The 22,468-nt window shown below is 43.1% G+C and carries 18 protein-coding genes; 13 read left to right on the top strand and 5 right to left on the bottom strand.

Annotated elements, in window-relative coordinates:
- Positions 1-131: 131 nt before the first annotated feature.
- Both PseudUWO310_RS01965 and PseudUWO310_RS01960 read left to right on the top strand, forming a co-directional pair.
- Positions 132-4,976, top strand: a complete 4,845-nt coding sequence (locus PseudUWO310_RS01965) for a pentapeptide repeat-containing protein (RefSeq protein WP_142598560.1) — start codon at positions 132-134, stop codon at positions 4,974-4,976.
- Positions 4,977-5,405: 429 nt separating this feature from the next.
- Positions 5,406-7,061: an ABC transporter substrate-binding protein gene (locus PseudUWO310_RS01960; RefSeq protein WP_142598558.1), complete on the top strand. Its 1,656-nt coding sequence runs from the start codon at positions 5,406-5,408 to the stop codon at positions 7,059-7,061.
- A gap of 273 nt (positions 7,062-7,334) precedes the next feature.
- Here the strand turns inward: PseudUWO310_RS01960 and PseudUWO310_RS01955 are convergent, their stop codons facing one another.
- Together PseudUWO310_RS01955 and PseudUWO310_RS01950 are read right to left on the bottom strand one after the other, a co-directional pair.
- Positions 7,335-7,787, bottom strand: a complete 453-nt coding sequence (locus tag PseudUWO310_RS01955) for a hypothetical protein (protein ID WP_142598556.1) — start codon at positions 7,785-7,787, stop codon at positions 7,335-7,337.
- Positions 7,784-8,278: a hypothetical protein gene (locus PseudUWO310_RS01950; RefSeq protein ID WP_142598555.1), complete on the bottom strand. Its 495-nt coding sequence runs from the start codon at positions 8,276-8,278 to the stop codon at positions 7,784-7,786. Before PseudUWO310_RS01950 ends, PseudUWO310_RS01955 begins: the two co-directional genes overlap by 4 nt.
- A gap of 485 nt (positions 8,279-8,763) precedes the next feature.
- Here PseudUWO310_RS01950 and PseudUWO310_RS01945 point away from each other — a divergent pair, with 485 nt between their 5' ends.
- The 10 genes from PseudUWO310_RS01945 (at position 8,764) to rpsB (ending at position 16,284) form a co-directional block, all read left to right on the top strand.
- Entirely contained in the window at positions 8,764-9,093 is a 330-nt protein-coding gene (locus tag PseudUWO310_RS01945; RefSeq protein ID WP_055075113.1) for a hypothetical protein, read from the top strand.
- Between the two features lie 120 nt (positions 9,094-9,213).
- Entirely contained in the window at positions 9,214-10,737 is a 1,524-nt protein-coding gene (locus tag PseudUWO310_RS01940; protein ID WP_055075114.1) for an AAA family ATPase, read from the top strand.
- 174 nt (positions 10,738-10,911) lie between these two features.
- Positions 10,912-11,262 carry a DUF1257 domain-containing protein gene (locus PseudUWO310_RS01935; protein ID WP_009625432.1) on the top strand — a complete coding sequence of 117 codons (351 nt, stop codon included), beginning with the start codon at positions 10,912-10,914 and terminating at the stop codon, positions 11,260-11,262.
- A gap of 287 nt (positions 11,263-11,549) precedes the next feature.
- Positions 11,550-12,233 carry a hypothetical protein gene (locus tag PseudUWO310_RS01930; protein ID WP_142598553.1) on the top strand — a complete coding sequence of 228 codons (684 nt, stop codon included), beginning with the start codon at positions 11,550-11,552 and terminating at the stop codon, positions 12,231-12,233.
- Positions 12,234-12,372: 139 nt separating this feature from the next.
- Complete coding sequence (rpsP, locus tag PseudUWO310_RS01925) at positions 12,373-12,621, top strand: 30S ribosomal protein S16 (RefSeq protein ID WP_009625435.1); 249 nt, start codon at positions 12,373-12,375, stop codon at positions 12,619-12,621.
- 26 nt (positions 12,622-12,647) lie between these two features.
- Positions 12,648-13,025: a KH domain-containing protein gene (locus PseudUWO310_RS01920; protein ID WP_142598551.1), complete on the top strand. Its 378-nt coding sequence runs from the start codon at positions 12,648-12,650 to the stop codon at positions 13,023-13,025.
- A 74-nt stretch (positions 13,026-13,099) separates the two neighbouring features.
- A complete protein-coding gene (locus PseudUWO310_RS01915) occupies positions 13,100-14,359 on the top strand; it encodes a competence/damage-inducible protein A (RefSeq protein WP_142598549.1) in 1,260 nt (419 codons plus the stop codon).
- 33 nt (positions 14,360-14,392) lie between these two features.
- A complete protein-coding gene (locus PseudUWO310_RS22685; protein ID WP_190315874.1) occupies positions 14,393-14,536 on the top strand; it encodes a hypothetical protein in 144 nt (47 codons plus the stop codon).
- A gap of 224 nt (positions 14,537-14,760) precedes the next feature.
- On the top strand, positions 14,761-15,279 hold the full coding sequence (locus tag PseudUWO310_RS01910) for a hypothetical protein (protein WP_142598547.1): 519 nt from the start codon (positions 14,761-14,763) through the stop codon (positions 15,277-15,279).
- Between the two features lie 225 nt (positions 15,280-15,504).
- Positions 15,505-16,284 (top strand): 30S ribosomal protein S2, encoded by a 780-nt coding sequence (rpsB, locus tag PseudUWO310_RS01905; protein ID WP_009629489.1) that lies wholly within the window; start codon positions 15,505-15,507, stop codon positions 16,282-16,284.
- A gap of 70 nt (positions 16,285-16,354) precedes the next feature.
- Here rpsB and PseudUWO310_RS01900 read toward each other — a convergent pair whose 3' ends face one another.
- Together PseudUWO310_RS01900 and PseudUWO310_RS01895 are read right to left on the bottom strand one after the other, a co-directional pair.
- Positions 16,355-17,548 carry an anhydro-N-acetylmuramic acid kinase gene (locus tag PseudUWO310_RS01900; RefSeq protein ID WP_142598545.1) on the bottom strand — a complete coding sequence of 398 codons (1,194 nt, stop codon included), beginning with the start codon at positions 17,546-17,548 and terminating at the stop codon, positions 16,355-16,357.
- 137 nt (positions 17,549-17,685) lie between these two features.
- Positions 17,686-18,699: a ribonuclease T2 gene (locus tag PseudUWO310_RS01895; protein WP_142598543.1), complete on the bottom strand. Its 1,014-nt coding sequence runs from the start codon at positions 18,697-18,699 to the stop codon at positions 17,686-17,688.
- A gap of 427 nt (positions 18,700-19,126) precedes the next feature.
- Here PseudUWO310_RS01895 and PseudUWO310_RS01890 point away from each other — a divergent pair, with 427 nt between their 5' ends.
- A complete protein-coding gene (locus PseudUWO310_RS01890; protein WP_142598541.1) occupies positions 19,127-20,092 on the top strand; it encodes an alpha/beta fold hydrolase in 966 nt (321 codons plus the stop codon).
- Positions 20,093-20,429: 337 nt separating this feature from the next.
- Here PseudUWO310_RS01890 and gnd read toward each other — a convergent pair whose 3' ends face one another.
- On the bottom strand, positions 20,430-21,854 hold the full coding sequence (gene gnd / locus PseudUWO310_RS01885; protein ID WP_142598539.1) for a decarboxylating NADP(+)-dependent phosphogluconate dehydrogenase: 1,425 nt from the start codon (positions 21,852-21,854) through the stop codon (positions 20,430-20,432).
- Between the last annotated feature and the right edge of the window lie 614 nt (positions 21,855-22,468).

Raw genomic sequence — 22,468 nt, 5'->3', positions numbered from 1 at the left:
ACAATCCCATTTGTATTGTTGTAAAGCTATAATTTGCAGCGATTGATATGGTAGATAAACTACGATCTTAAGGTAGCAAGCGCCAAGTGGTGCAAGTCAGAACATAATGCTGAGGATTTGAGGATTGATTCATGGCTTCCAACAAAAACAACCCAATCAAAGGTCAAGGTGTTAACGAACCAGATAAAAAGCAATCGCTCCAATCTGATGCTGCTGATGTCGATTGGATGATTATATCGGATCTCAGTACGCGAATTGGCGGAGCTCCTCAGCAAAAGGTAGAAGTAAATCAAACCACCCCATCCTCACAATCATCGAGCGCCCAAACGACTGAGAACGATCTTGAGGATCTTGAGTGGCTGCGATCGCTTGGTTTGGATGAGCCAATTGAGCGATCGTCCTCCCAAAGAAATACATCCTCAAATAGTTACGCTAACAAACCTCAGGCAAAAGAGTCTGATAGCGATCTTGGGAATATCGATTGGTTAATTGTGACCGATCTCAAGACCAGAATGGATGAGCCTGAGCATAAGCCCCAAGCTGATTCTACAAATCCCAGCATAGATCCAGTAAAAACAACGCTTCAGCCCTTACAGGATATAAACATTGGTCTTGATGACGATTTCGGATTAGATGAATTAGATGAATTAGACTTTTTGGGAAATGCAGATCTTGCCGAGCTAGATTCTCTAGGACTTAACGCTTCAGACTCCTTTAGCCTAGATTCCCTCCAAAGTATTGGTGACGAAGAAGGCAAGATCTCTGGATTAGCAGAGTTATTAGAAGATAGTGATGGCTCAAGTTTTGATTTAAGTGCTGAAGAAAATAATCCTGATTGGGATAGTATCTCAGATTTATTAGAAGAGAATTTCGAGGATATCCCTAGTCAACCTAGCCTTGATATCGCCAGTGAATATTCAGTAACGGATGACCAAGACCTCAACATTTTCGGAACTGACGGCAACAATACTGAAGATTACTATGCAAACAGTGATGCAAACAGTGAGTTAAATTTAAATCCTGATTTACCATCCAATCACCCCTACAATGATTATAGTAATGAATTTCAAGATGATTTAAATCTCTCTGATGATTTAAATCTCTCCGATGAATTTCAAGATGATTTATTACCTGATGATTTAAATCTCTCTGATGATTTAAATCTCTCCGATGAATTTCAAGATAATTTATTACCCGATGATTTAGAAATTCCTGAAGATCTATCTGCCCAATTTCCAGAGAATCTGCTCATTGAAGATCTATCAATGGGTAACGATTTTCAAGGCGAATTTCCATCAAGCCAGTCTATAGATCAAGATCCACAAAACCTATCTCTAGGAGAAGAAGTGAGCGCTCTCTCTCCAGACATGGCTAGCAATCTAGACGATGGATTCGGCTCAGGGCAATCCTTAGAAGCTCTAGATGCTAGCATGACTGAAGACGAGATCTGGTCGAGCAACCCATCAGATCCAATGACTGTTTATGAATCCACAGCGATTGACAATGCTTTTGATAATACTTTTGACGATGCCTTTACCAGTGATTGGGGACAGGGAGTAGCACCAGAACTCGACAATGATGCGGTTTGGGATAGCTCTCCTAATGTAGCTGCCGCTGCAATTTCGGACACATCCATAAACAATGCCTTTGGCACATTTGACGATTGGCAGAACTTGCCATCATCAGACCCAAGTGACTTGGAAGAGAATGCTGGATTTGATTTTAACGCTCCCATTCCCCACCTTACCGATATTGACAATGAATTTGCTCCCGAATCGAATTTAGGCTCTGAATCAGCCCCCGAATTCCAATTTGAAGAATCTTTTGAACAGAGCGATCTGGGTGATCAGAGCGATCTGGGTGATCAGAGTAATCTGAGTAATGATTATTTAGAATCTGCAATTGAAAACGAGGCAAACTGGAATGTAGAATTTGCCAATGACACAATTGGTAATGAGTCAGATTGGAATGCTCCAGTAGAAAATGCCTTAGAAAGTGCCTTAGCAGATCCTGAAAATCAACTTATTGATAGTATTGAAAATGATGCTGACTGGAGTGCCACTCTTGAAGCCGCGATCGATACTGGCAATGATGCTTGGCAAGAGGATCTAGTGGATGACTATTTGCCACCGATCAAAGAAACCTCAGAGATTTTTAACGATGCATTGTTAGGTACTGTTGATAGCGATTTCTCAGAAAAGTCACTTAATCCCTATACCCTAATCCAAAGCGACAGCATGGCGGAGGCTGTTAATTTAGAAGTTCCATCGGTTGCCTATGATCAGTTTGTCGCTCCATTAGAAGCAACAGCACTAGATAATTCCCTAGATAACTCTGACCAAAACTTCGATCGCCAATTTACTGATTTTAATGAATTTGCCGATCGCTTCGATCAGTTCGATCAGATTGATGAAGATATCAGTGCTGAATTTGAAAATAATGCTTTAAGCCTCTCCGAACCATCTCCCCCACCCTTGTCAGATTGGGAAAATAACAATCCACCTAACAACGAACAAATTACTGATTCCTACTATGCAGATGACGACTTTGCTAATTATAACGAACAAATTACTGATTCCTATTATACAGATGACGACTTTGCTAATAATGTTGATAATGTCAGTGCCGATAGTTTTTCTGCCGCAATACCATCAAGACAGTTCGAGGATTATGACTTAGGAAGTGAGAATAGCAATGAAAAGATTTCTGAATCACTAATAGCCGAAAGAGCTAATGATTTAGAGAGTATGCTAGATGAAAATTTTGATTTAGCTTCCTTTGATGAGGATAGTTTGCCCGAAATCCCTATGGCTGAATTTGGTCTTGGCACTGTTCCCACAACACTCACCCCCAATCGCACCAACTCTCCATACTCAGAAGATTCCTTTACCAAATCATCGACATTTCCCCCTCCTCCTTCCCACAGTTCTGTCAGTATACTTCCTACAGATCCCTTTGAAGATGCTTTATTAAGTGAAAGTATTTTAGACAGCGATTTAATTAGTGGTAGCTATGAAGTAGATTTGCATGAAGAGGCTATGGCTAACGACTTACTCAATGGCTTTACTTCGCCATCAGGGGTATTTGAGGAGCCCGTCTCAACTCCAGAGAGGGTTCCTTCGCCACCTGTAAATTTTGGAGCACCCTCAAATTTCAATCTAGGTGCGGGTGATAGTGACTTTTTAGACGATTTCGACTTAGATAGTATCGATCCTACGGGTGGCGACTTTGATTCTAGTTTTCGCACTTCGTCAATATCTACGGGGCTAACGCCACCCATGCCTGCGCCAAAGTCAGTTGCGCCCATGCCTGCACCAATGCCTCCAAATCTTCCCCCTCTGGCAAAGCAAGAACCCACTTCTCCATCTCTCAATAATCCACCTCCACCACCTTTTTTACCACCCTTACCGCCAAAAAGAAATCCCCATCAGGGTGTTAATCCTAAAACTCCCTCAGCAGCCAATACCAGTCTTCCCCTACCTCCTACTAATCCTAGTCGAATGGCTAAGAAAAAGGAAGAAGATGACTTCGATCGCTTTCATGCTCAGCCAAATCCGCAAAGTCGCAAACCAATCAATTCCATTGATGAAAGTTGGTCAGAGTTATTAGATGCTGATACCGTGCTATCTGGCGGAAGACCGACGACTGGCTCTTCTTACTCAGATACCAGCGGCAAGATGTCTTCGAGTGGAGGAAACTCGATGGGGAACCCCTCCTATGGTAGAGATAGAAACTCGGCTCATCCATCTAAGCGTAAAGATACTAGCTTGCCCGATTTTAATGACCTTGGGCTAGAAATCCATGACGACAATACTGATTGGTCTGGGTTACTAGATAGCGGCGATCTGTCAGATAACATCACCACGATCGGACCTCAAGGTACGCAAATGCCTTCCCGTAGCCGAAACCTACCCATATCTTCGCCTCGCACCGATGCAACAGGGGTAAGTGAGACGCGAGAAATCCCCCGCGATCGCCGTAAACCAGCCGCAAATTTTGGTGATTCGACACAGGCTCGTATGGGTACGCCTCCCGATCAAATTGATTTCAATCGATTTACTGAGGAGAATTACGGAGCTTATGGCTATGAGCCACCCGCACCGCCGCCACCCCATAAGCCTGCTCCGAGTAAACCTAAAATGTCGATGCCGAGTGTTAGCTTGGAATCGTTATGGCAGGATTATCTTAAAATCCCTACGATTGGGTTAGGTGCGATCGCTGTAGTGTTTTTAATCTATGGTTTAGTCAATAGACCCATCTTCGACTTAGGTTTACGATGGGGGCTATTCAAGGATGCAAAAGGCAAAGACTTCACTAATGCGGACTTTAAGGGAGCCAAACTGGATAATGTCGATTTCAGTAAAGCGACTCTCACAGGGGCAAAAATGCAAGATGCCAGTCTTGTTGGCGCAAATTTCCAAGAGGCAAACCTCGATGGCGTGAATTTCACTAATGCCAACTTAAATAGAGCCAGATTAATCCAATCCAGCATAATTTGGTCGGAATTCAAAAATGCTCAAATGGTTCTTGTGGATTTGGGAGGCTCCGATTTAACTCGTTCTAATTTTATTGGCGCTAAAATGGAGGGTGCTAACCTCAAGAATTCTAAAATTGGCGCTCAAGGCACGGAAAAGGCGACAAGATTTAGCCCCACCGTTCTTTTAGCTTGGCAAATCGTTAACGATCCTCGCGAAGGTCGAAATCTGGCAGAGCAAGATCTATCTGGGTTGAATTTGAGCTTTACAAGTCTTAAACGAGCTAACCTTTCTAACGTTAAGCTCAACTACACAGACATGACTAATACCGATCTGAGTGGAGCTAATCTCACTAGTGGTCAAGTAAATGGAGCCAACTGGAGTGGTGCGAAGCTGAATGGAATTAATCTAACGGGTGTTACTTTTGACAAGGCAAAACTTCCCAAAACCGATGAAGAGACAGTTTGTCCTAATGGAAAGAAGGGTCCCTGTAGCTTCTAAGGAAAGTCTTAATAGGTGAAGTTTTGCCACAAATAACCTTAAAAATCTAGAGGCTTTATCGCTTGCAATGCAAGCGACAAAGCCTCTAGATTTTCTCCTATACCAATTCACGAAAGTGTTGTCACACTTTTGTGAATTAAAAACTAAACCTATAGCTGCCGCCAGTTTTGTTAGGACAAAATCAAAACCCCAAAGAGAGTTGCCGCGCTCCGCGCGGCAACTCTCTTTGGGGTTGGCGACAGCTATAGTTATACCAATTCACGCAAGTGTGACAACACTTTTATGAATTAAAAACTAAACTCAGTAAGGTTTTGAGATTTCCAAAATGGCGTTGCCATTTTGGAAATTGGTATAACTACAAAATCGAACCGACATTGTGAGAAGATTTAGCAGTTAGAAATACAGTTATGTTTTCGGCTAAACAGATCAATGAGATATTTGCTGCGTCGCTTGTTTACTTGGGTTGCGATCGCTCTGATTACAGTAACATCCCTATTTGCCTGTACCAATGGCAAAATCATCAATAACCGCAACAGATTAGGAATAAGCGATCGCACTGACGAACGTATCGTTATCGGTACGACTAGCAAAATCCGTACCCTCGATCCTGCCGATGCCAACGAGTTTTTTATTAGTAATATCTTTTACAACACCCTCGAACGCCTTTACACCTACAAAGAAGGCTCTAACGAGATCGTACCCCAACTGGCGGCAGATATGCCAAAAGTTAGCGATGATGGCTTAATTTATACCGTACCAGTAAAAACGGGGATCAAATTCCACGATCGCACTAATTTTAATGCCTATACAATGAAATTTGCTTTGGAACGTTTCATGAACTCCAAAGGAACGCCAGCCTATATCTTGGGAGATGTTATCGAGGCAATCTCCGCTCCGAACGAAACAGAATTGATTTTCAAGCTCAAGGAACCTCTCCAGTTTTTCCCAAAATTCTTAGCCTTCACAGGTGCAGCCGCGATCTCACCACAGGTTTACAAACATATCAAAGATGAGAAAACGGGCAAACTCTTGTTCTTACCCGATAAATTGGTCGGAACTGGTCCCTATCAAGTAACACAATTTGTTGAAGGTAGTTACTTACGCTTAGATGCATTTCCTGATTACTGGGGCAAGAAACCCGTAAATAGAGGTATTGACATTCAGTTTTTCTCTTCTAATGCCAACTTACTCAATGCTTTTAAGACGGGTGCGATTGACATCGCTTTTCAAACACTCACACCAACTCAGGTTAAGAATATTGAATCCAATGCAAAAGCCAATGGCTGGACGATCGCTTCTGGTCAAGGAGCCACTATTCTTTACATGGTACTAAATACCCAGCAATCTCCACTCAATGATGTACGGGTGCGTCAAGCCCTAGCCGCAGCGATCGATCGCCCCCTATTAGAATCACGCATATTTTTCAATCAGCGATCGCCTTTGTACAGTCTGATTCCCAGTGCCTTTGGCGAATCTAAGCCCGTATTCGAGCAAAAATATGGTGATAATAATGGGAAACTGGCTCGACAGTTACTGGAAACCGCAGGGTATTCCGATGAAAAACCTGCGCAAATTACAATTTGGTATTCCCCAAAATATGGAGGCAATGGCGATCTCATTGCCAGCACTTTACGTGCTTCAATTCAAAAAAATGTTGGCAAAATCATCCAAATTAAAACCGAACGGGTCGAAAACACCGTAGGCTACGCTTTCTTAGACAAGGGAGTTTACCCAGCATACTTACTCGATTGGGTACCTGATATTCTCGATCCCGATAACTACATCAAACCCTTTTTAGAATGTGAAGAAGCTGAAGGCGATCGTTGCAAAAAAGGTGGTAGCCAGTTTCAAGGCTCGTTTTACAATAATCCCCTAATCAACGATCTGATCGCCAAGGAGAGAAAAGAGCGAGATAGCGTTAAGCGATCGCAACTACTCCAAAAAATCCAAGAGATTTCAGCGCAAGATGTGCCATTCATTCCGCTATGGCAAAACAAAGAATATGCGTTTGCTCAAAAAGGAGTAGATGGAGTAAAGATCGAACCAAACCAGCAACTTCCCTATTGGAATATTTCTAAGCAATAATCTAATACCAATTCCCAAAATGGCGTTGCCATTTTGGGAATCTCAAAACCTTACTGGGTTTGGTTTTTAATTCACGAAAGTGTCGTCACACTTTTGTGAATTGGTATAAGGGACTTGCCACCAAGAAATAGAGGTGCGGGGCTTTGCCCCGCACCTCTATTTCTTGGATGGGATTGGTCATAGCATCTTATGGCTTCTGATGTAAAACTAGAAATTAGCCCCCTCGTTGAAATCAACAAGCTCGGAATGCGATCAATTAGTTCATTGATTTGTTCATTGATTAGTTTCGCTGATCGTCAGTTGGTAAGAGCTAGACTCTCCATTCATAGTACCAACCCAGATCTCATATTTTCCTGCCATCCAAGCACCTGATAATTCGGGATTTTTGCCACTACGACAGTAAACACCATCGGGACCTTGGACGAGTAGGGAGAGATTGCGATCGCTAATTAACTTCAATGCTAAAAAACCAAAATTCTTTTGTAATGTCAAAGAATGATTGGCAGACTGCTGTGTTAAACCTTGACATTGTCCATTAGCTTTGCGGTTAGCAACTGACTGCAACGGTAAACCTCCACTTGCATTCCCAGAATAAACCTGAGGATCGGGAGTGAATTTCGGTGAGATCGGTCTTAAGACTTCCTGACTCATCGCAGGGGTCGCGGATAGCAAAACTGCTATTAGGGAGTATCCCAATACAGCAATCGGTAGTTTCAATAATTTCATTTTTGACGTATTTCACTTAAAGACAATGTGTAACTAAAGGAGTGGTTAATATTTTTAGAACCAACCCAAACCTGATAAATCCCCTTAGGTAAACGGCGACTAGCTTGAGGATTGCGTCCACCAGCCTCACCGTTAGCACAAATGACAATACCATTTGGTCCCTTAACCAACATTGTGGGCTCATCATTGATATTGCCTGTATAAATCAAAAAATCCATTAAAGGAAAAGTTTCGGTCAAAGTAATCGTGTGATTGGGTTTAGCATTGGAAAAGCCACGACAATTATCAGCAATCCCCGCAATGCTAGCAATACTGACTTTCCCCCCAGCATTTCCGTCTAAAGTGGCAGGATCAGGGCGAAAGTTACGCCCAAGCGTGAGTGCACTTTGAGCAAAGCTAGGTGTAACGTTCGTCAAAGTTATGGCAATACCTGCTAAAGCTCCCCAACCTAAATTAAAGATGTTGGAATGACCAATTTTAGAAACGTTCATAACTCACTCCATGTAGGATGCATTAGCAACGTAGATGCATTTCAAGTGTATTGTTTGGGATTCATGTTGCTAAGGATCATGACCAAATTACTGCCAATCTTGTTCCTAAGGATAAGTTTATAGCGATTCTTGAATCTGGGTAAAGAGATTTTCGGCAATTCCTAAAATTTAGGCAAACAACAAACCAGAAGCATATATAGCTACCTCCAGTCTTATTAGGACAAAATTAAAACCCAAAATCATGTTGTCGCGCGGAGCGCGACAACATGATTTTGGGTTTTATGTCCTGATACAGTTGGCGGTGGCTATACTCCTTTCCCAGTCAAGAAATAGCGGTATGGGGCTTTGCCCCGCACCGCTATTTCTTTGGCAGTAATATAATGAAATGTTAAGATATTACTGGCATAGCGACATAACGGCTTGACAGCAGAATATTTCACCTGTACCTTAAATACATACCCGGGTATTCACAGTTCTTAACCACTATGCAAGATAAGCAAAAGGTAACGCAAAAAGTTACGTTCTATCTCCCCGAACGACTACACCAGCAGCTTAAAATTCGTTCTGCGATTGATGGGGATTCGATGTCAGACTTGGCAGAAAAAGCAATTAGTTTTTATCTTGCCCATGCCGATATCGTCGAGTCTTCTGGTGTTGGGCATACCCATCAAACCTATAGTTGTCCTAGCTGTTCCCAAACAGTTGTGATCCGTAATGGTGAATTACTAGCGATCGGGGGCAACCGAAATCAACCTTCACCAGTCACCGTCAGTAAAGCTGATAGTCAAGATGAGGAACTGGTTTCTATCGGTTAAATCAGCTTGTTAAATCAGCCTTGATCAGCTTTGAATTAGCTACTTATATACCCAAACTATTCCTAGACATTTTTTCTGTAGACAAGGTGAGGACAGAGGCATAGACCTCAGTATTACTATATGCAAGAGCAACTTAGCATTTTAATTCAAGCCCAATATCCCTTGATCTACCTCAATACGCCAGAGGAAGAAAGAGCAGAAAGGGCGATCGCTACTATTTCTCAGATAAAACCCGTACGTCGCATGTTTACATGGACAGTTACCCATGGCATAGTCGAGTACGGACAAACAACAGGCACTGCCCAGCACAACACTGAGTCAGCCGAAGCAGCCCTAAAATGGATCACAAGAGCCGATCAAAAGGATCCAGCCATCTATGTTTTTAAAGATGCACATCCTTTTTTCGACCATCCAGTGATTGTTCGTTGCTTGCGTGATGCAGTAGCTAACTTTAAAGGCACTCAAAAAACTATTATTTTGATGTCGCCAATCCAAGTTATCCCTGTTGAATTAGAGAAAGAGATCGTTGTTCTTGACTTTCCTCTGCCAGATATTAAAGCGATCGAAGAGGTTCTCGATCAACAGCTCGGACAGGTTCGCACTAAAAAGGTGTCAGCCGAAACCCGCGAAAAGTTGGTTAGAGCCACCTTAGGCTTAACCCAAGATGAAGCTGAAAAGGTCTATCGCAAAGCTCAGGTTACCAATGGTAAATTAACTGAAGAAGAAGTCGATATCGTCCTTTCTGAAAAGCAGCAATTGATTCGTCGAAATGGAATCCTCGAATATATCGAAGATGAAGAAGACCTAGAAGCAGTAGGGGGACTTGAAGAACTAAAACACTGGTTGCAACAGCGTTCCAATGCTTTTAGTCAGAGAGCGCGTAACTATGGACTACCCCAACCTAAAGGGATGTTGATTCTCGGTGTCCCTGGCTGTGGAAAGTCACTGATTGCGAAGACGACAGCTAGACTCTGGTCATTACCCTTAATTCGTCTCGATATGGGAAGGGTTTATGATGGTTCCACCGTTGGCAAGTCAGAAGCAAATCTACGCAATGCTTTAAAGGTTGCAGAATCAATCTCGCCAATGATCCTATTTATTGACGAACTTGACAAAGCTTTTGCTGGTGGAGCGGGTTCGGCGGATTCGGATGGTGGCACATCATCGCGAATATTTGGCACGTTCCTTACATGGATGCAAGAGAAAAAATCACCTGTATTCGTTATGGCTACGGCTAATCGGATCGAAAAGCTTCCAGGGGAATTCTTACGCAAAGGTCGTTTTGACGAGTTATTCTTTGTAGACTTACCCAATGCTGAGGAACGCCGAGACATCTTTAAAATTCACCTTTGCAAGCGTCGTCCTGATGTCGAAAAGTTAGAAAGGTTTGATTTTGAACAACTATCAAAGGTAAGCGATGGTTTTTCGGGGGCGGAAATTGAACAGGCGGTAATTGCCGCTATGTATGAAGCTTTTGCCCAAGATCGGGAGTTTACACAGCTAGATATCATTTCGGCTGTAAAATCGACAACTCCTCTCTCACGCACGATGACTGAGCAGGTTGCTGCTCTGCGTGACTGGGCAAGAATGCGGGCAAGACCCGCAGCTACTTCAGTCGCTGAATATCAGCGTATGGAGTTTTAAAAAGCTTATCCTGCTGTTTTGTCGGCAGCAGGGTTAAGGCTAGATTCTAAAGAATGTCTTATTGAAAGGCAATCGATCTAGCAGCTAACATAGGAGTAAGAACCACCAAAACTCTTATGTCTCTCGCCTGAGTTAACAGTTGAGTTCACATTTATTTACAGGAGCAAAACTATTATGTCTCATTTCAGCACTCTTCGCACAAAAATTACTGATGCCGAAGTCCTCAAGTCGTCTTTGCGCGATCTGGGTATCACTGTCAAGACTGAAGCTGATGTTCGTGGTTATAACAGCCAACGCATCCGTGCCGACATTGTGGCTACTTTAGAAGGTGACTATGATTTGGGTTGGTCTCGTAATACTGATGGCTCTTTCGATCTGATCGCCGATCTCTGGGGCGTTGCCAAAAAGCACAACCAGACCGAGTTGATCAATTCGATCAATCAAAAGTATGCTGTGAACAAGGCTTTGACTGAAGTAAAGCGTCCTGGGCTAAGCAATGCCAACGTTAAACTCGTCTTGCAGTAAGAGGCATAATCTTGCTATCTAATTATGCAAATTAACGGGCTAGTTATACATAACTAGTCCGTTTTTTCATTAGCTATATCTACCATAGCTGCCGCCAACTGTATCAGGACATAAAACCCCAAAGAGAGTTGCCGCGCTCCGCGCGGCAACTCTCTTTGGGGTTTTGATTTTGTCATAACAAAACTGGCGGCAGCTATACCAATTCACTGGGTAGGGCTTGCGGATCTTCACATTTCTTGCTTTTAAATGTAGGATAGTGATACATAACTTGAAATATTGTCGCCCTAATGGAAATAGCGATCGCCCTTTTGCAGCATTATAGTTTCGATTTGGGTGGGTATACCATCAATGATTTGACTCGTGCTTGGGGGAATTTTCGACCTGAATGGGTGCGTCAGGCGGTAATTGAATCTCTATTTCAAGGAAGATATAAGGCTGTCTCTGTTAATCAAATTCTGCATCTTTGGGAACGTAAAGGGGAACCCAATTGTCGCTACAATCGCGAGTTTGAGCGATTGGTTTGTGGTGATGTAGCTGTAATTTACGAAGATCGGATTTTTTATACGCCTCCAAGAACGGCAAATCGTGAAACTGCGATTTCAGAAATCCCCCCATTTAAAACAAACGAAGCATCTGCTGAGCCTATGCCCTTTCCACGTCGGTCAATGCTGGGAGCAGTTAAAATCCAACCCACAACTCAAGCTGCTCCGATCGCTGAACCTAAGCCTCTAAGATACCCTAGTCGTTTAAGCTCTCCTTCAGGGACTTCTGAACCTGCCAAGGTCTATCCTGTAGTTGCTGAATCTGAGTATTCTGAGGTTTATCGATCGGCTTACGAAAATATGACTTTGCTAGCTGAGACTTCACTGTTTGTTGATAAATTGCGATCTATGTGTGGCGATCGCACATTTCTAAACATTGCTGAAAACCTTCTCGATAGTAATGAAGTAAAAGTCCCGATTGAAAATTAGTACCTTGTTTAGAACCTTGAAAAAAGTTCTTCGTAAAAAGCTCTTAACCAAACGAGACAAGGTTATCTAAATAATGTTATATTAATAAGCCTGCTAAAATATTGAACTGGATCACCCCTAAAACTAGAGCCATAAACCCATGATGAAGTTGAGACTAAAGCGATTTGGCAAAAAATTTGAAGCCAGCTATCGTATCGTCGCCGTAAACAGCACCAGCCGCCGTGATGGTCGCCCCCTTGCTGAGCTTGGTTTCTATAACCCACGCACCAAAGAAACCCAACTCGATGTACCTGAGATCGTTACTCGCATTAAGCAAGGCGCTCAACCTACGGATACAGTACGTCGCATCCTTGAAAAAGCTAAGGTATTCGATCTCGTTACTGCCTAATTCTAAATATCTGCCAATTTAAACTTGTGCCAGACTACAATGCCTTAATTAGTTTTTTGCTGAAGCCATTACTAGCTCGTCCAGATGCCTTGCGGGTAGATTTTGAGTCAAATAGCAAAAGCGATCGCGTCTGGATTAGAGTTGCTTTCGATCCAGAAGATCGGGGGCGAATTTTTGGTAAAGGGGGACGAATGATCCAAGCAATTCGGACAGTGGTTATGACTACTGCCGAAGAAGCTGGGCATAATGCCAGATTTGAAGTTTTCGATCCTACCCCCAATGTAAATTCTGACGGCTATCAAGATCGCCAAACTGATCGTGATGGGCAAAGCGAACCGAAGGAAAAGGTTGAGCGTCCTCGGATTGACGTGGAAAAGCCAAAGCGGCGCGAGATAAATAATTAAAATAAAGGGGGCGCTTAGCGCCCCCTTTATTTTAATTTGTGTAATTTGTGCAATTTACGATTGGGAGCGAACCTATGAATGTCGGTGCAGAAGTTCTTTGTATTGGTACTGAGCTATTGCTCGGAGAAATCCTCAATAGTAATGCTCAGTATTTAGCACAGCAACTAGCTTTGCTGGGAGTCCCTCATTTTTATCAAACAGTGGTCGGGGATAATCCCGATCGCATTCATCAGGCCTTAGCGATCGCCGCCAGTCGCTCTAATTTAATTATTACTACGGGTGGGTTGGGACCTACACCTGACGATCTCACTACGGAAGCGATCGCGAATTTTTTTGATACTCCCCTAGAAGAACGTCCTGAGATCTGGGAACGTATTCAAGAGATGGCAGCCCAAACGGGTCGAACGCTTACCGCCAACAATCGCAAACAAGCCTTGCTACCTAAGGGAGCAGATATTCTACCGAATCCCGTGGGCACAGCTCCAGGCATGGTCTGGGAAGCAAGACCAAACTTGTTGATTTTGACTTTTCCTGGGGTTCCCAGCGAGCTTTATCCCATGTGGCAGCAAACCGCTTCTCCATTGTTAAAAGCGCGTAACTACGGAAATGGCACATTTCACTCCAAAGTATTGTTGTATTGGGGAATTGCTGAGTCAGCGCTTGCTACGAAAGTTAATCACTTATTCGCGCTTCAAAATCCTACCGTTGCTCCCTATGCTAATTACGGACAGGCAAGACTGAGAATTACGGCAAGGGCAAATTCTCAGGAGGAAGCGATCGCTTTAATTGCTCCCGTTGAGGCGGAAATTCTCGAACTGACAGGTGAGTTTTGCTATGGTGCTGATGAAGATACACTAGCGACGGTGGCTGGCAGACTTTTGCAAACATCTGGTCAGACCTTAGCGGTAGCTGAGTCCTGCACAGGTGGCTGGCTTGGGGAAACTTTAACCGAGGTCTCAGGCAGTTCCAGTTACTTCCTTGGCGGTGTGATCAGTTATAGCAATGATGTCAAAGTTGATTTACTCAATGTCGAGCCTCAAGCACTCGAGCAATATGGGGCGGTAAGTGAGATCGTTGCCCAGCAAATGGCGATCGGTGTTAAAACCAAATTGCATTCTGATTGGGGAATTAGTATCACAGGGATCGCTGGACCAAGTGGGGGGACAGACGCTAAACCTGTAGGCTTAGTTTATGTGGGGATCGCCCACCCCGATGGCAAAGTCGAGGCGATCGAGTTGCGTTTTAGTCCCTCTAGAGGTAGAAATTGGATTAGAAAAGCAACTGTAATGTCAGCTTTAGATTTGTTTAGGAAAAGATTTGTTATGATTGGGTAAATAAACCTAGACGATGATAGGGAGCCAAGTATAGTGAAAGCGATCAAGAAAGCACTGAAAGAGATCGGCGAAATTCTAAATCGCGTTCTGGAAGCCCTATTGGGTCAAAATCAACCCCAACCAGAGTTGATTCCTATACCCGTAAGAAGTAACTCAAGACGCAACCATCGCCGTTAAGGTTATAAGACTCGCAATGCGGGTCTTATATTTTGCTGGGGGAATATGTAGAGATCGCTCGTTGCATTTAGTTATATGGCGTTTGAACTTGACCATTTTTTTATCTGTACTGATATAAATGCTTGGGAAGCAGATCGTTTAGTATCCTTTGGATTCACAGAAGGGTCAGCTAGCATACATTCAGGACAAGGCACAGCCAACCGTCGTTTTTTTTTCGCAATGCGATGATTGAAATGCTGTGGGTGCATAATTTAAAAGAGGCTGAATCTGAGTCAATTCGACGCACTGGGCTTGGGGAAAGATGGGCATATCGTCACTCTACCTGTCCTTTTGGAATCTGCTTGCGGTCAGTAGCAGCAAACAATAGAACCTTGCCATTTTCTCATTGGGCATATCATCCACCCTATTTGCCTGAGACTATGAGTATTGTTGTAGGCACAAACAGTAATTTATTAAATGAGCCCTTGCTTTTCCAGACTCCTTTTGGGAAACGTCCAGATCAATATCCTCCCGAGAAAGCCCAGCCCCTAGAGCACCGCAATGGTTTGCGTGAAATAACTCGGTTAGGAATGGTTAGTCCTACGGCAAATAATATTTCACCAGAATTTCAAGCGGTGATTGATAGCAATATTCTCACCATAAGAGAAGGCAAAGATTATTGTATGGAGATTGGTTTTGATGGAGAGTTAAAAGGTAACCAATTAGACTTTTGTCCTGAATTACCCATACGCTTATTTTGGTAGTCCATTTATAGATAAAAGAATTGACTGGCGGTGCTTCGCACCGCCAGTCAATTCTTGGGGTTTCGACAGCTATATATCGTTATTTTGCTATTGAGCCACTTATGCGCTATCCTAGACAAGCTGTTAAAAAACACACGCTTGAGGTTTCGGGTGTTTAGAGTTACTTGTAACTACTAGATTCCATCTCAGGCGCAAGGATAAACCCGAACACAGGAGAAAATTTAAATGGGAGTCGTAACCCTAGCACAATTGCTAGAGTCAGGAGTTCACTTCGGACATCAAACCCGTCGCTGGAACCCCAAGATGGAGCCTTACATCTTCACCGAGCGTAATGGCGTTCATATTATTGACCTCGTGCAAACCGCACAGTACCTCGAAGAAGCCTATGCTTATTTGCGTCAAGCTTCTGAGCAAGGTAAAAAGGTATTATTTGTAGGCACTAAGCGTCAAGCTGCTGGTCTCATCGCTCAGGAAGCGGCTCGCTGTGGTAGCTACTACATCAACCAACGCTGGTTGGGTGGAATGCTCACCAACTGGACGACCATTAAGACCCGTGTCGATCGCCTCAAGGATCTCGAACGTCGCGACGAAAGTGGCGCACTTGATCGCTTGCCTAAGAAGGAAGCATCGACCCTTCGCCGTGAAATGGAAAAACTGCGCAAGTATCTCGGCGGGATCAAGCTTATGCGTAAGCCCCCCGACATCGTGATCGTGGTTGACCATAAGCGCGAATACAATGCCGTTCAAGAATGCCAAAAGCTCAGAATTCCCATCGTTTCATTGCTTGACACCAACTGCGATCCCGATAGTGTTGACATCGGGATTCCTGCCAACGATGATGCAATTCGCTCGATCAAGTTGATCGTCGGTAAGCTTGCCGATGCTATCTATGAAGGTCGTCATGGCGATATCGAAGATATCGAATATGAAATCTCTGCCGAAGAAGCAGAAGCCTATGTCGAAGATGAAGCGATCATTACTGGCGATGAAGAAGAAGAAGTTTAAAGCTTCATAAAAAACTACATAAATCACATAAATAAAGAGAGGGTGCTTTGCACCCTCTCTTTATTTATGCTTAGGCGATCTTACCCAATAAAACCGATCGCTTCGCACCAGTGACGCTAGGTAAATTACCATTGCGCTCTTTCAGTCGCAGGTAGCCTAAAACAGCAAAAGCGATCGCCTCTTTACTATCACCATCAAGCCCTAGGGCATCGGTACGCATAACCATCGCAGGTGCTAACAAATCCTGTAAACGCTCCAGCAGGTAACCATTGCGTCCACCACCACCACCAACTAAAACTTCATCAGGAAATGTGGGTAGGAAATCTCGATAGCTTTTGGCGATCGCTCGGACCGTAAATTCTGTCAGCGTCGCCATAATATCGTAATTGCTTAAATTTTGGCATTCCGCTAAACAATTGTCTAAATAGGCAGGGCTAAATAACTCTCTCCCCGTCGATTTTGGCGGTGCAGTCACAAAAAATTCTTGTTGTAGCCATCGATCAATCAATACTAAATCTGGCTTCCCCTGACGGGCGATCGCCCCATCGCGATCAAAGGGTTCACCAAATAATTTTTGGGTCGCCATATCGATCAATACATTGCCCACAGCATTATCAAAGCCAAATACGCCACCAGCGTTAAAACCAAGCTCTGTATCAGCTTCTATATTAGCTATAGAACTTGGCGGCAAATAGGTGACATTACTAATGCCACCTATATTTTGGCAAGCGCGATATTTGTGGGGATCGGTCAATAACAGGGCATCCACCATGGGTACTAGAGGCGCACCATGTCCGCCTGCTTCGATATCTGCCGTCCGAAAATCAGAGATCGTTTGAATTCCCGTCAATTCAGCTATTACTGCGCCTCGCCCCAGTTGTACGGAGTAACCTAATTCCGTTTTACCATTCTGATGATCGCCCATAGCAGGGGGACGATGAAACACCGTTTGTCCGTGGGAAGCAATTAGATCGGGTAAGCGATCGCCATGGTGCATGATGGCGATCGCCGCTTGGGAAAAACTCTCGGCAATGCGATCGTCGAGTTCGCATATTTGTTGTAGCGATCGAGGCTCCCCTGCACAAACGGCAAGGATTTCCGACCGCAGATCCGCTGCATAGGGATAGGTGTATCCTGCAATGAGCTTAGTTTTGAATTGACCTTGGCAATCAACTATTTCCACCAAAGCTGCATCGATACCATCGACCGATGTCCCACTCATTAAACCAATTGCTAATACTTCTGTCCCTAGAGCTTTACCCATGCTATTAACCGATCCTTTTATCTCGACGATTACCAAGTATAGCTATAGCCAAATAAGTTAAGACATAAAACCCAGAAGAGTGTTGCGGCGCTTCGCGCCGCAACACTCTTCTGGGTTTTGTTTTTGTCCTAAAATAATTACAAACCAACAGCGTCAACAATCACGCGATCGCAAGATAGTCCACCACTAGGAACCAACACATCAGCTAGCTTTTGACCAACCAGAGGACGCTTGATCTTTAGTCTGATTTCAGACACAAGACTGTCTTCTTTGCCACATTTTAAGTTTAAGCTACCCGAAGCGCCATCACCAAAACTACTATCAAAAGCCCGTTTTACATCCGTTAGAGTAACAGTCTTACCAATATTAGACGCAAACAAATCTCTTACCTGCGAAGCGTTAAATTCTTCTACTAAACCAATGGCAAGATCGTAGTAAGTATCTGCATTACGTCCATCACAAGTCCCATGTTTGTACCATTCATGGCGATCTAAATTAGATACGAGACCTGGCATGACCTTTGATAACTCAGCTTGGGTTTGAGCATCAGTCTGTACAGGGGGCAAAGATGACCAGTTGCCATTTTCGTCTCTATTGATGTCATCTGAACTCACACCGCAATAGGAAAGCTTATCTGGCCAAAGACCATGCAAAGTAAAATTAGTTGCATCATAACTAGTAGGTGATTGTTTGATGCATTCAGTCTTATTGGGGTGGGTTTGACAAAAAGATGATTGCCAAGATAAAGCTAGCAAATACCGATCGGCACAACCTTGAATAGGGCAGCTCTGATTACTCTGGGTACTATCCTCTTTACTATTGCCAGCTACTGTAGGTTTAGTAGTAGGCGCAATAGCAGTAGGCTGAATATCCCCATTGAGATCGTTTAAGCTCAGTTTGCCACAACTTTTGGCAACCCATTTGTTGATCCCATCGACTTTAATTGCAACAAAGTCTCCATCTTGTTTATTTAGTCCAGTCGCACTATAGGATTCCCCAGCCTTAAGACTTACTGGTTCACTTTGATTTTTAATACCAGCATAAGCCACACAATTATTAGCAACAAACTTACCTTTAATAGGGTAATCAGCATAGCTAAACTGTTGTCCTAGTAGTAGGAAAGCCAATAATAAACTAATGATAAATCTCATATAAATTGCCATATATGACTAATAGTTGATATGTAATTTATCATATTCAGCCAATTTGCAATTTAAAGTTGTTTTAAGCATTGTTTAAATGTATTTCCATACTTAAAAAATAAAATTAAATCCCCAAAATAATGATGGCGCAAAGCACTACCATTATTTTTTATTATCCTAAGCAATATCGATCAGTACATATAGCATTCCTAAATCATCTATGAGAAAAATAGGGCTGTGCACAGTCGAAACCACTCTCAACTCATTTAGGATTGCCATAAGTACCTCAGCAGAATTAAAATCCTGATTAAATATCTGAGGAGCACAGCTCCCCCCACAGGCTTTTGGGTTCTATATTTAATTGCGCCTAGCTACTTAAGAAAGATAAGATGAATACTTAAGTTACTTACTCATTAAGTACCCCAAGAGGCGGATAATGCCGATATCAATACTGGTTATTCTGCTAGTTTTTACGACACTTTATCAAGCAATCTCTAGCTACTTGGAGAATAGGCGATCGCCAATTGGTCAACTGATTGATGTTGGTGGATATCGGCTGCATCTGTATACTTTGGGAGCATCCCAGCCGACAATTGTTCTAGACCATAGTTTAGGCGGCGTAGAAGGGTATCTCCTGATAGAAGAATTAGCCACAATAGGACGAGTATGTATCTACGATCGCGCAGGATATGGATGGAGCGACCATAGTCCGCATCCTCGCACGAGCGAGCAAATTGTACAAGAGCTAGATATAATGCTAACTCAAGCAAAAATCGAGCCACCCTATATTTTGATAGGCGATTCTTTTGGTAGTTACAATATCCGACTATATGCTCATTTGTTTCCTCATAAAGTTTTAGGTCTCATCTTCACTGATGGACTTCATGAGATAGGAATGCTGAATATGCCCTTTCAACTAAAGGCGCTCAAGTTGTTTTTTCTGTCAGGCTTTGTGATGTCTATTTTGGGCTCAGCCTTGGGGATTATCCGATTATTAAAAACATTGAGAATATTTGAATTAATCAAGCCAGAGTTACAAAACTTTTCCGAAGCATCTCGCGATCGGGTGAAGCACTCTTTTTGTCTTCCAAAACATTGGATCACGATGAGCCAAGAGATTACCAGTCTAGATAAAAGTTCAGAGCAAGTAAGCGTTGCTAAGAACGTTGGGGTATTGCCCATCGTTAACATTAAATCAGCTTCTTTCTTTAAACCCACTTTTTGGACTAGATTGATTCCTTTGCGAGGAATTAATAAGTTGCGGGATAAAATGCACCTAGAGTTAAGTAAATTATCAACAGATTTTTTACAAATTGAAGCAAGTCAAAGTGGTCATTTTGTATGGGTAGACCAGCCAGATTTACTTGTAACTGCCGTAAAAATGGTAATCGAAAAAATTTAATTGTCTCATTATGCGCTCTATGTTTTTCTTCCCAAACAAATAAAACTTACGCAACATCAGCTCGGATTAAGCTGGTAAATTTTAAAAGCCCAAAAGTAAAAGCCTTGCTACGCAAGGCTTTTACTTTTGGGCTTTGAGAAAAGGTTTGCGGAGCAAACCCTTTCTCAAAGCCCGTTTCAAATTATCCCGAACTGACGTTACACAAATAAACCAAGCACTTGAGTGCTTGGTTTATTTGTATAGCTGTCGCCACTCGTGTTAGGACAAAATCAAAGCTACAAAAGATAAGTGGCGGCGCTTCACGCCGCCACTTATCTTTTGTTTTTTTAAGTAAAAATTATTTCATCCACTCGGTGTGGAAAAACTCACCTCTGGGCTTGTCGGTACGCTCGTAGGTATGAGCGCCGAAGTAATCGCGCTGAGCCTGCGTCAAGTTTTGAGGTAGGCGATCGCGTCGGTAACTATCGAAATAATCGAGAGAGGCACTGAAAGCGGGGATCGGAATACCCAATTGGGCCGCCGCAATTACCACCTTACGCCATGCCGATTCCTTAGTCAGAATTGTTTCTTTAAAATCGGGATCGACTAGCAAGTTAGATAGCTGGGGATTGCGTTGGAACGCTAGCTTGATCTTGTCAAGGAAAGCCGCGCGAATAATACAACCACCTTTCCAAATGCGGGCAATTTCACCAAGATTTAAGTCGTAGCCAAAGTCGCGCGAAGCTGCCCCAAGTAATGCCATGCCTTGAGCGTAGGAACAGATCTTGGAGCAATAAAGCGCATCGCGAACAGCATCGATAAATTCTTGGCGATCGCCTTCATATTTACCAGAGGTCGAACTTTTGAGAACCTTAGAGGCAGCAACTCGCTCTTCTTTGTATGAGGACATCACCCTTGCGGTTACCGCCGCAATCATCGTAGGGATCGGTACACCCAAATCAAAGGCACTTTGTACTGTCCATTTCCCCGTCCCCTTCTGACCCGCCGCATCCAGAATTTTATTAACTAGCGCATCCCCAGTCAGATCGTCAACCTTCGTAAAAATATCTGCCGTAATATCGATCAGATAGGAATCAAGCTCAGAAGTGCGCCATGCCGTGAAAGTGTCATGCAACTCCGCCGCACTCAATCCTAAACCCGTACTGAGCAGATCATAGGCCTCGGCAATCAGTTGCATATCGCCATATTCAATGCCGTTATGCACCATTTTGACGTAATGCCCCGCACTACCTTTGCCAATATAGGTAACGCAGGCTCCATCATCAACCTGAGCAGCAATTTTAGTCACAATTGGCTCGATTTCCGCATAGGCAGACTTTTGTCCGCCAGGCATCATACTAGGACCATTAAGCGCACCTTCCTCGCCTCCGCTTACGCCCATACCAATGAATTTAAGATTGATTTTCTCTAGCTCCACAGTACGGCGATCGGTATCGTTATAGAGCGAGTTACCACCATCGATGATGATGTCACCTTCGTCTAAGAAGGGCTTTAATTCCTCGATCACCGCATCCACAGGCGCACCTGCCTTGACCATGATCAATATTTTGCGGGGACGCTCTAGGGAAGCAACAAAATCAGCGATCGTAAAAGTACCTTTAAAATCCTTGCCAGCAGCACGAGTCGCTAAAAACTTATCAGTTTTATCACGACTTCGATTGTAGACACTCATCGAAAACCCATTGCGCTCAATGTTTAGAGCGAGGTTTTCACCCATCACAGCCAAACCAATCAATCCAAAATTTTGCTTGTCAGATGCCATAAAATCCTCTCTATTCATGAACGTCCATGAACGAAATATGATGCATTCTCAAAGTAAAGACAATTTTTGCTGAACTTAAGAACAAAGGTATCGTAAGCGCTGATTTGGTGGGGATCGCAAATCCTTTGTAAATCCTTAATACAATTGGTCAAGCAATTGATCGAAAAAGCAAATCAACCCAACAAAAAACAAATCGAACAAATCAAACAAATCAAACAAAAAGTCTATAAAACATAAGGTTTGCTCATGTAACGCTGACTTTGGGGCTTTGAGAAAGGGTTTGCCACGCAAACCCTTTCTCAAAGCCCGTTTCAAATCATCCCGAATTCACATTACTTATTCCCTATGAAATTCTATGAAGTATTCAGGGAAGTATTAGCAGGTAAGACTTAGAACAGTGTATGCTTATTTGAGTTAGGATATTTAAAATATGCAAATATGCATATTAACTAAAGGCTAGAGTATTGGAGCTAAAGTAAAATTTAGCTACATTGCTAAACCCAAATAAATAGCTATTCAGCCCATTAGTGCGGGGATACGTTGGACTACCTAATATTTCATTTTTTTGCGGAACTTTGTTTAGGTAGGTTTCAAATATGCAACCATCTCAGGTC

The organism is Pseudanabaena sp. UWO310 (assembly GCF_006861605.1).
Taxonomy (GTDB): domain Bacteria; phylum Cyanobacteriota; class Cyanobacteriia; order Pseudanabaenales; family Pseudanabaenaceae; genus Pseudanabaena.
This window is presented reverse-complemented; position numbering and strand designations above follow the sequence as displayed.

Coding starts and splice junctions, on each gene's coding strand:
- PseudUWO310_RS01965 (WP_142598560.1), top strand. CDS start 132: ATGGCTTCCAACAAAAACAACCCAATCAAAGGTCAAGGTGTTAACGAA.
- PseudUWO310_RS01960 (WP_142598558.1), top strand. CDS start 5,406: ATGAGATATTTGCTGCGTCGCTTGTTTACTTGGGTTGCGATCGCTCTG.
- PseudUWO310_RS01955 (WP_142598556.1), bottom strand. CDS start 7,787: ATGAAATTATTGAAACTACCGATTGCTGTATTGGGATACTCCCTAATA.
- PseudUWO310_RS01950 (WP_142598555.1), bottom strand. CDS start 8,278: ATGAACGTTTCTAAAATTGGTCATTCCAACATCTTTAATTTAGGTTGG.
- PseudUWO310_RS01945 (WP_055075113.1), top strand. CDS start 8,764: ATGCAAGATAAGCAAAAGGTAACGCAAAAAGTTACGTTCTATCTCCCC.
- PseudUWO310_RS01940 (WP_055075114.1), top strand. CDS start 9,214: ATGCAAGAGCAACTTAGCATTTTAATTCAAGCCCAATATCCCTTGATC.
- PseudUWO310_RS01935 (WP_009625432.1), top strand. CDS start 10,912: ATGTCTCATTTCAGCACTCTTCGCACAAAAATTACTGATGCCGAAGTC.
- PseudUWO310_RS01930 (WP_142598553.1), top strand. CDS start 11,550: ATGGAAATAGCGATCGCCCTTTTGCAGCATTATAGTTTCGATTTGGGT.
- rpsP (WP_009625435.1), top strand. CDS start 12,373: ATGATGAAGTTGAGACTAAAGCGATTTGGCAAAAAATTTGAAGCCAGC.
- PseudUWO310_RS01915 (WP_142598549.1), top strand. CDS start 13,100: ATGAATGTCGGTGCAGAAGTTCTTTGTATTGGTACTGAGCTATTGCTC.
- PseudUWO310_RS01910 (WP_142598547.1), top strand. CDS start 14,761: ATGATTGAAATGCTGTGGGTGCATAATTTAAAAGAGGCTGAATCTGAG.
- rpsB (WP_009629489.1), top strand. CDS start 15,505: ATGGGAGTCGTAACCCTAGCACAATTGCTAGAGTCAGGAGTTCACTTC.
- PseudUWO310_RS01900 (WP_142598545.1), bottom strand. CDS start 17,548: ATGGGTAAAGCTCTAGGGACAGAAGTATTAGCAATTGGTTTAATGAGT.
- PseudUWO310_RS01895 (WP_142598543.1), bottom strand. CDS start 18,699: ATGAGATTTATCATTAGTTTATTATTGGCTTTCCTACTACTAGGACAA.
- PseudUWO310_RS01890 (WP_142598541.1), top strand. CDS start 19,127: ATGCCGATATCAATACTGGTTATTCTGCTAGTTTTTACGACACTTTAT.
- gnd (WP_142598539.1), bottom strand. CDS start 21,854: ATGGCATCTGACAAGCAAAATTTTGGATTGATTGGTTTGGCTGTGATG.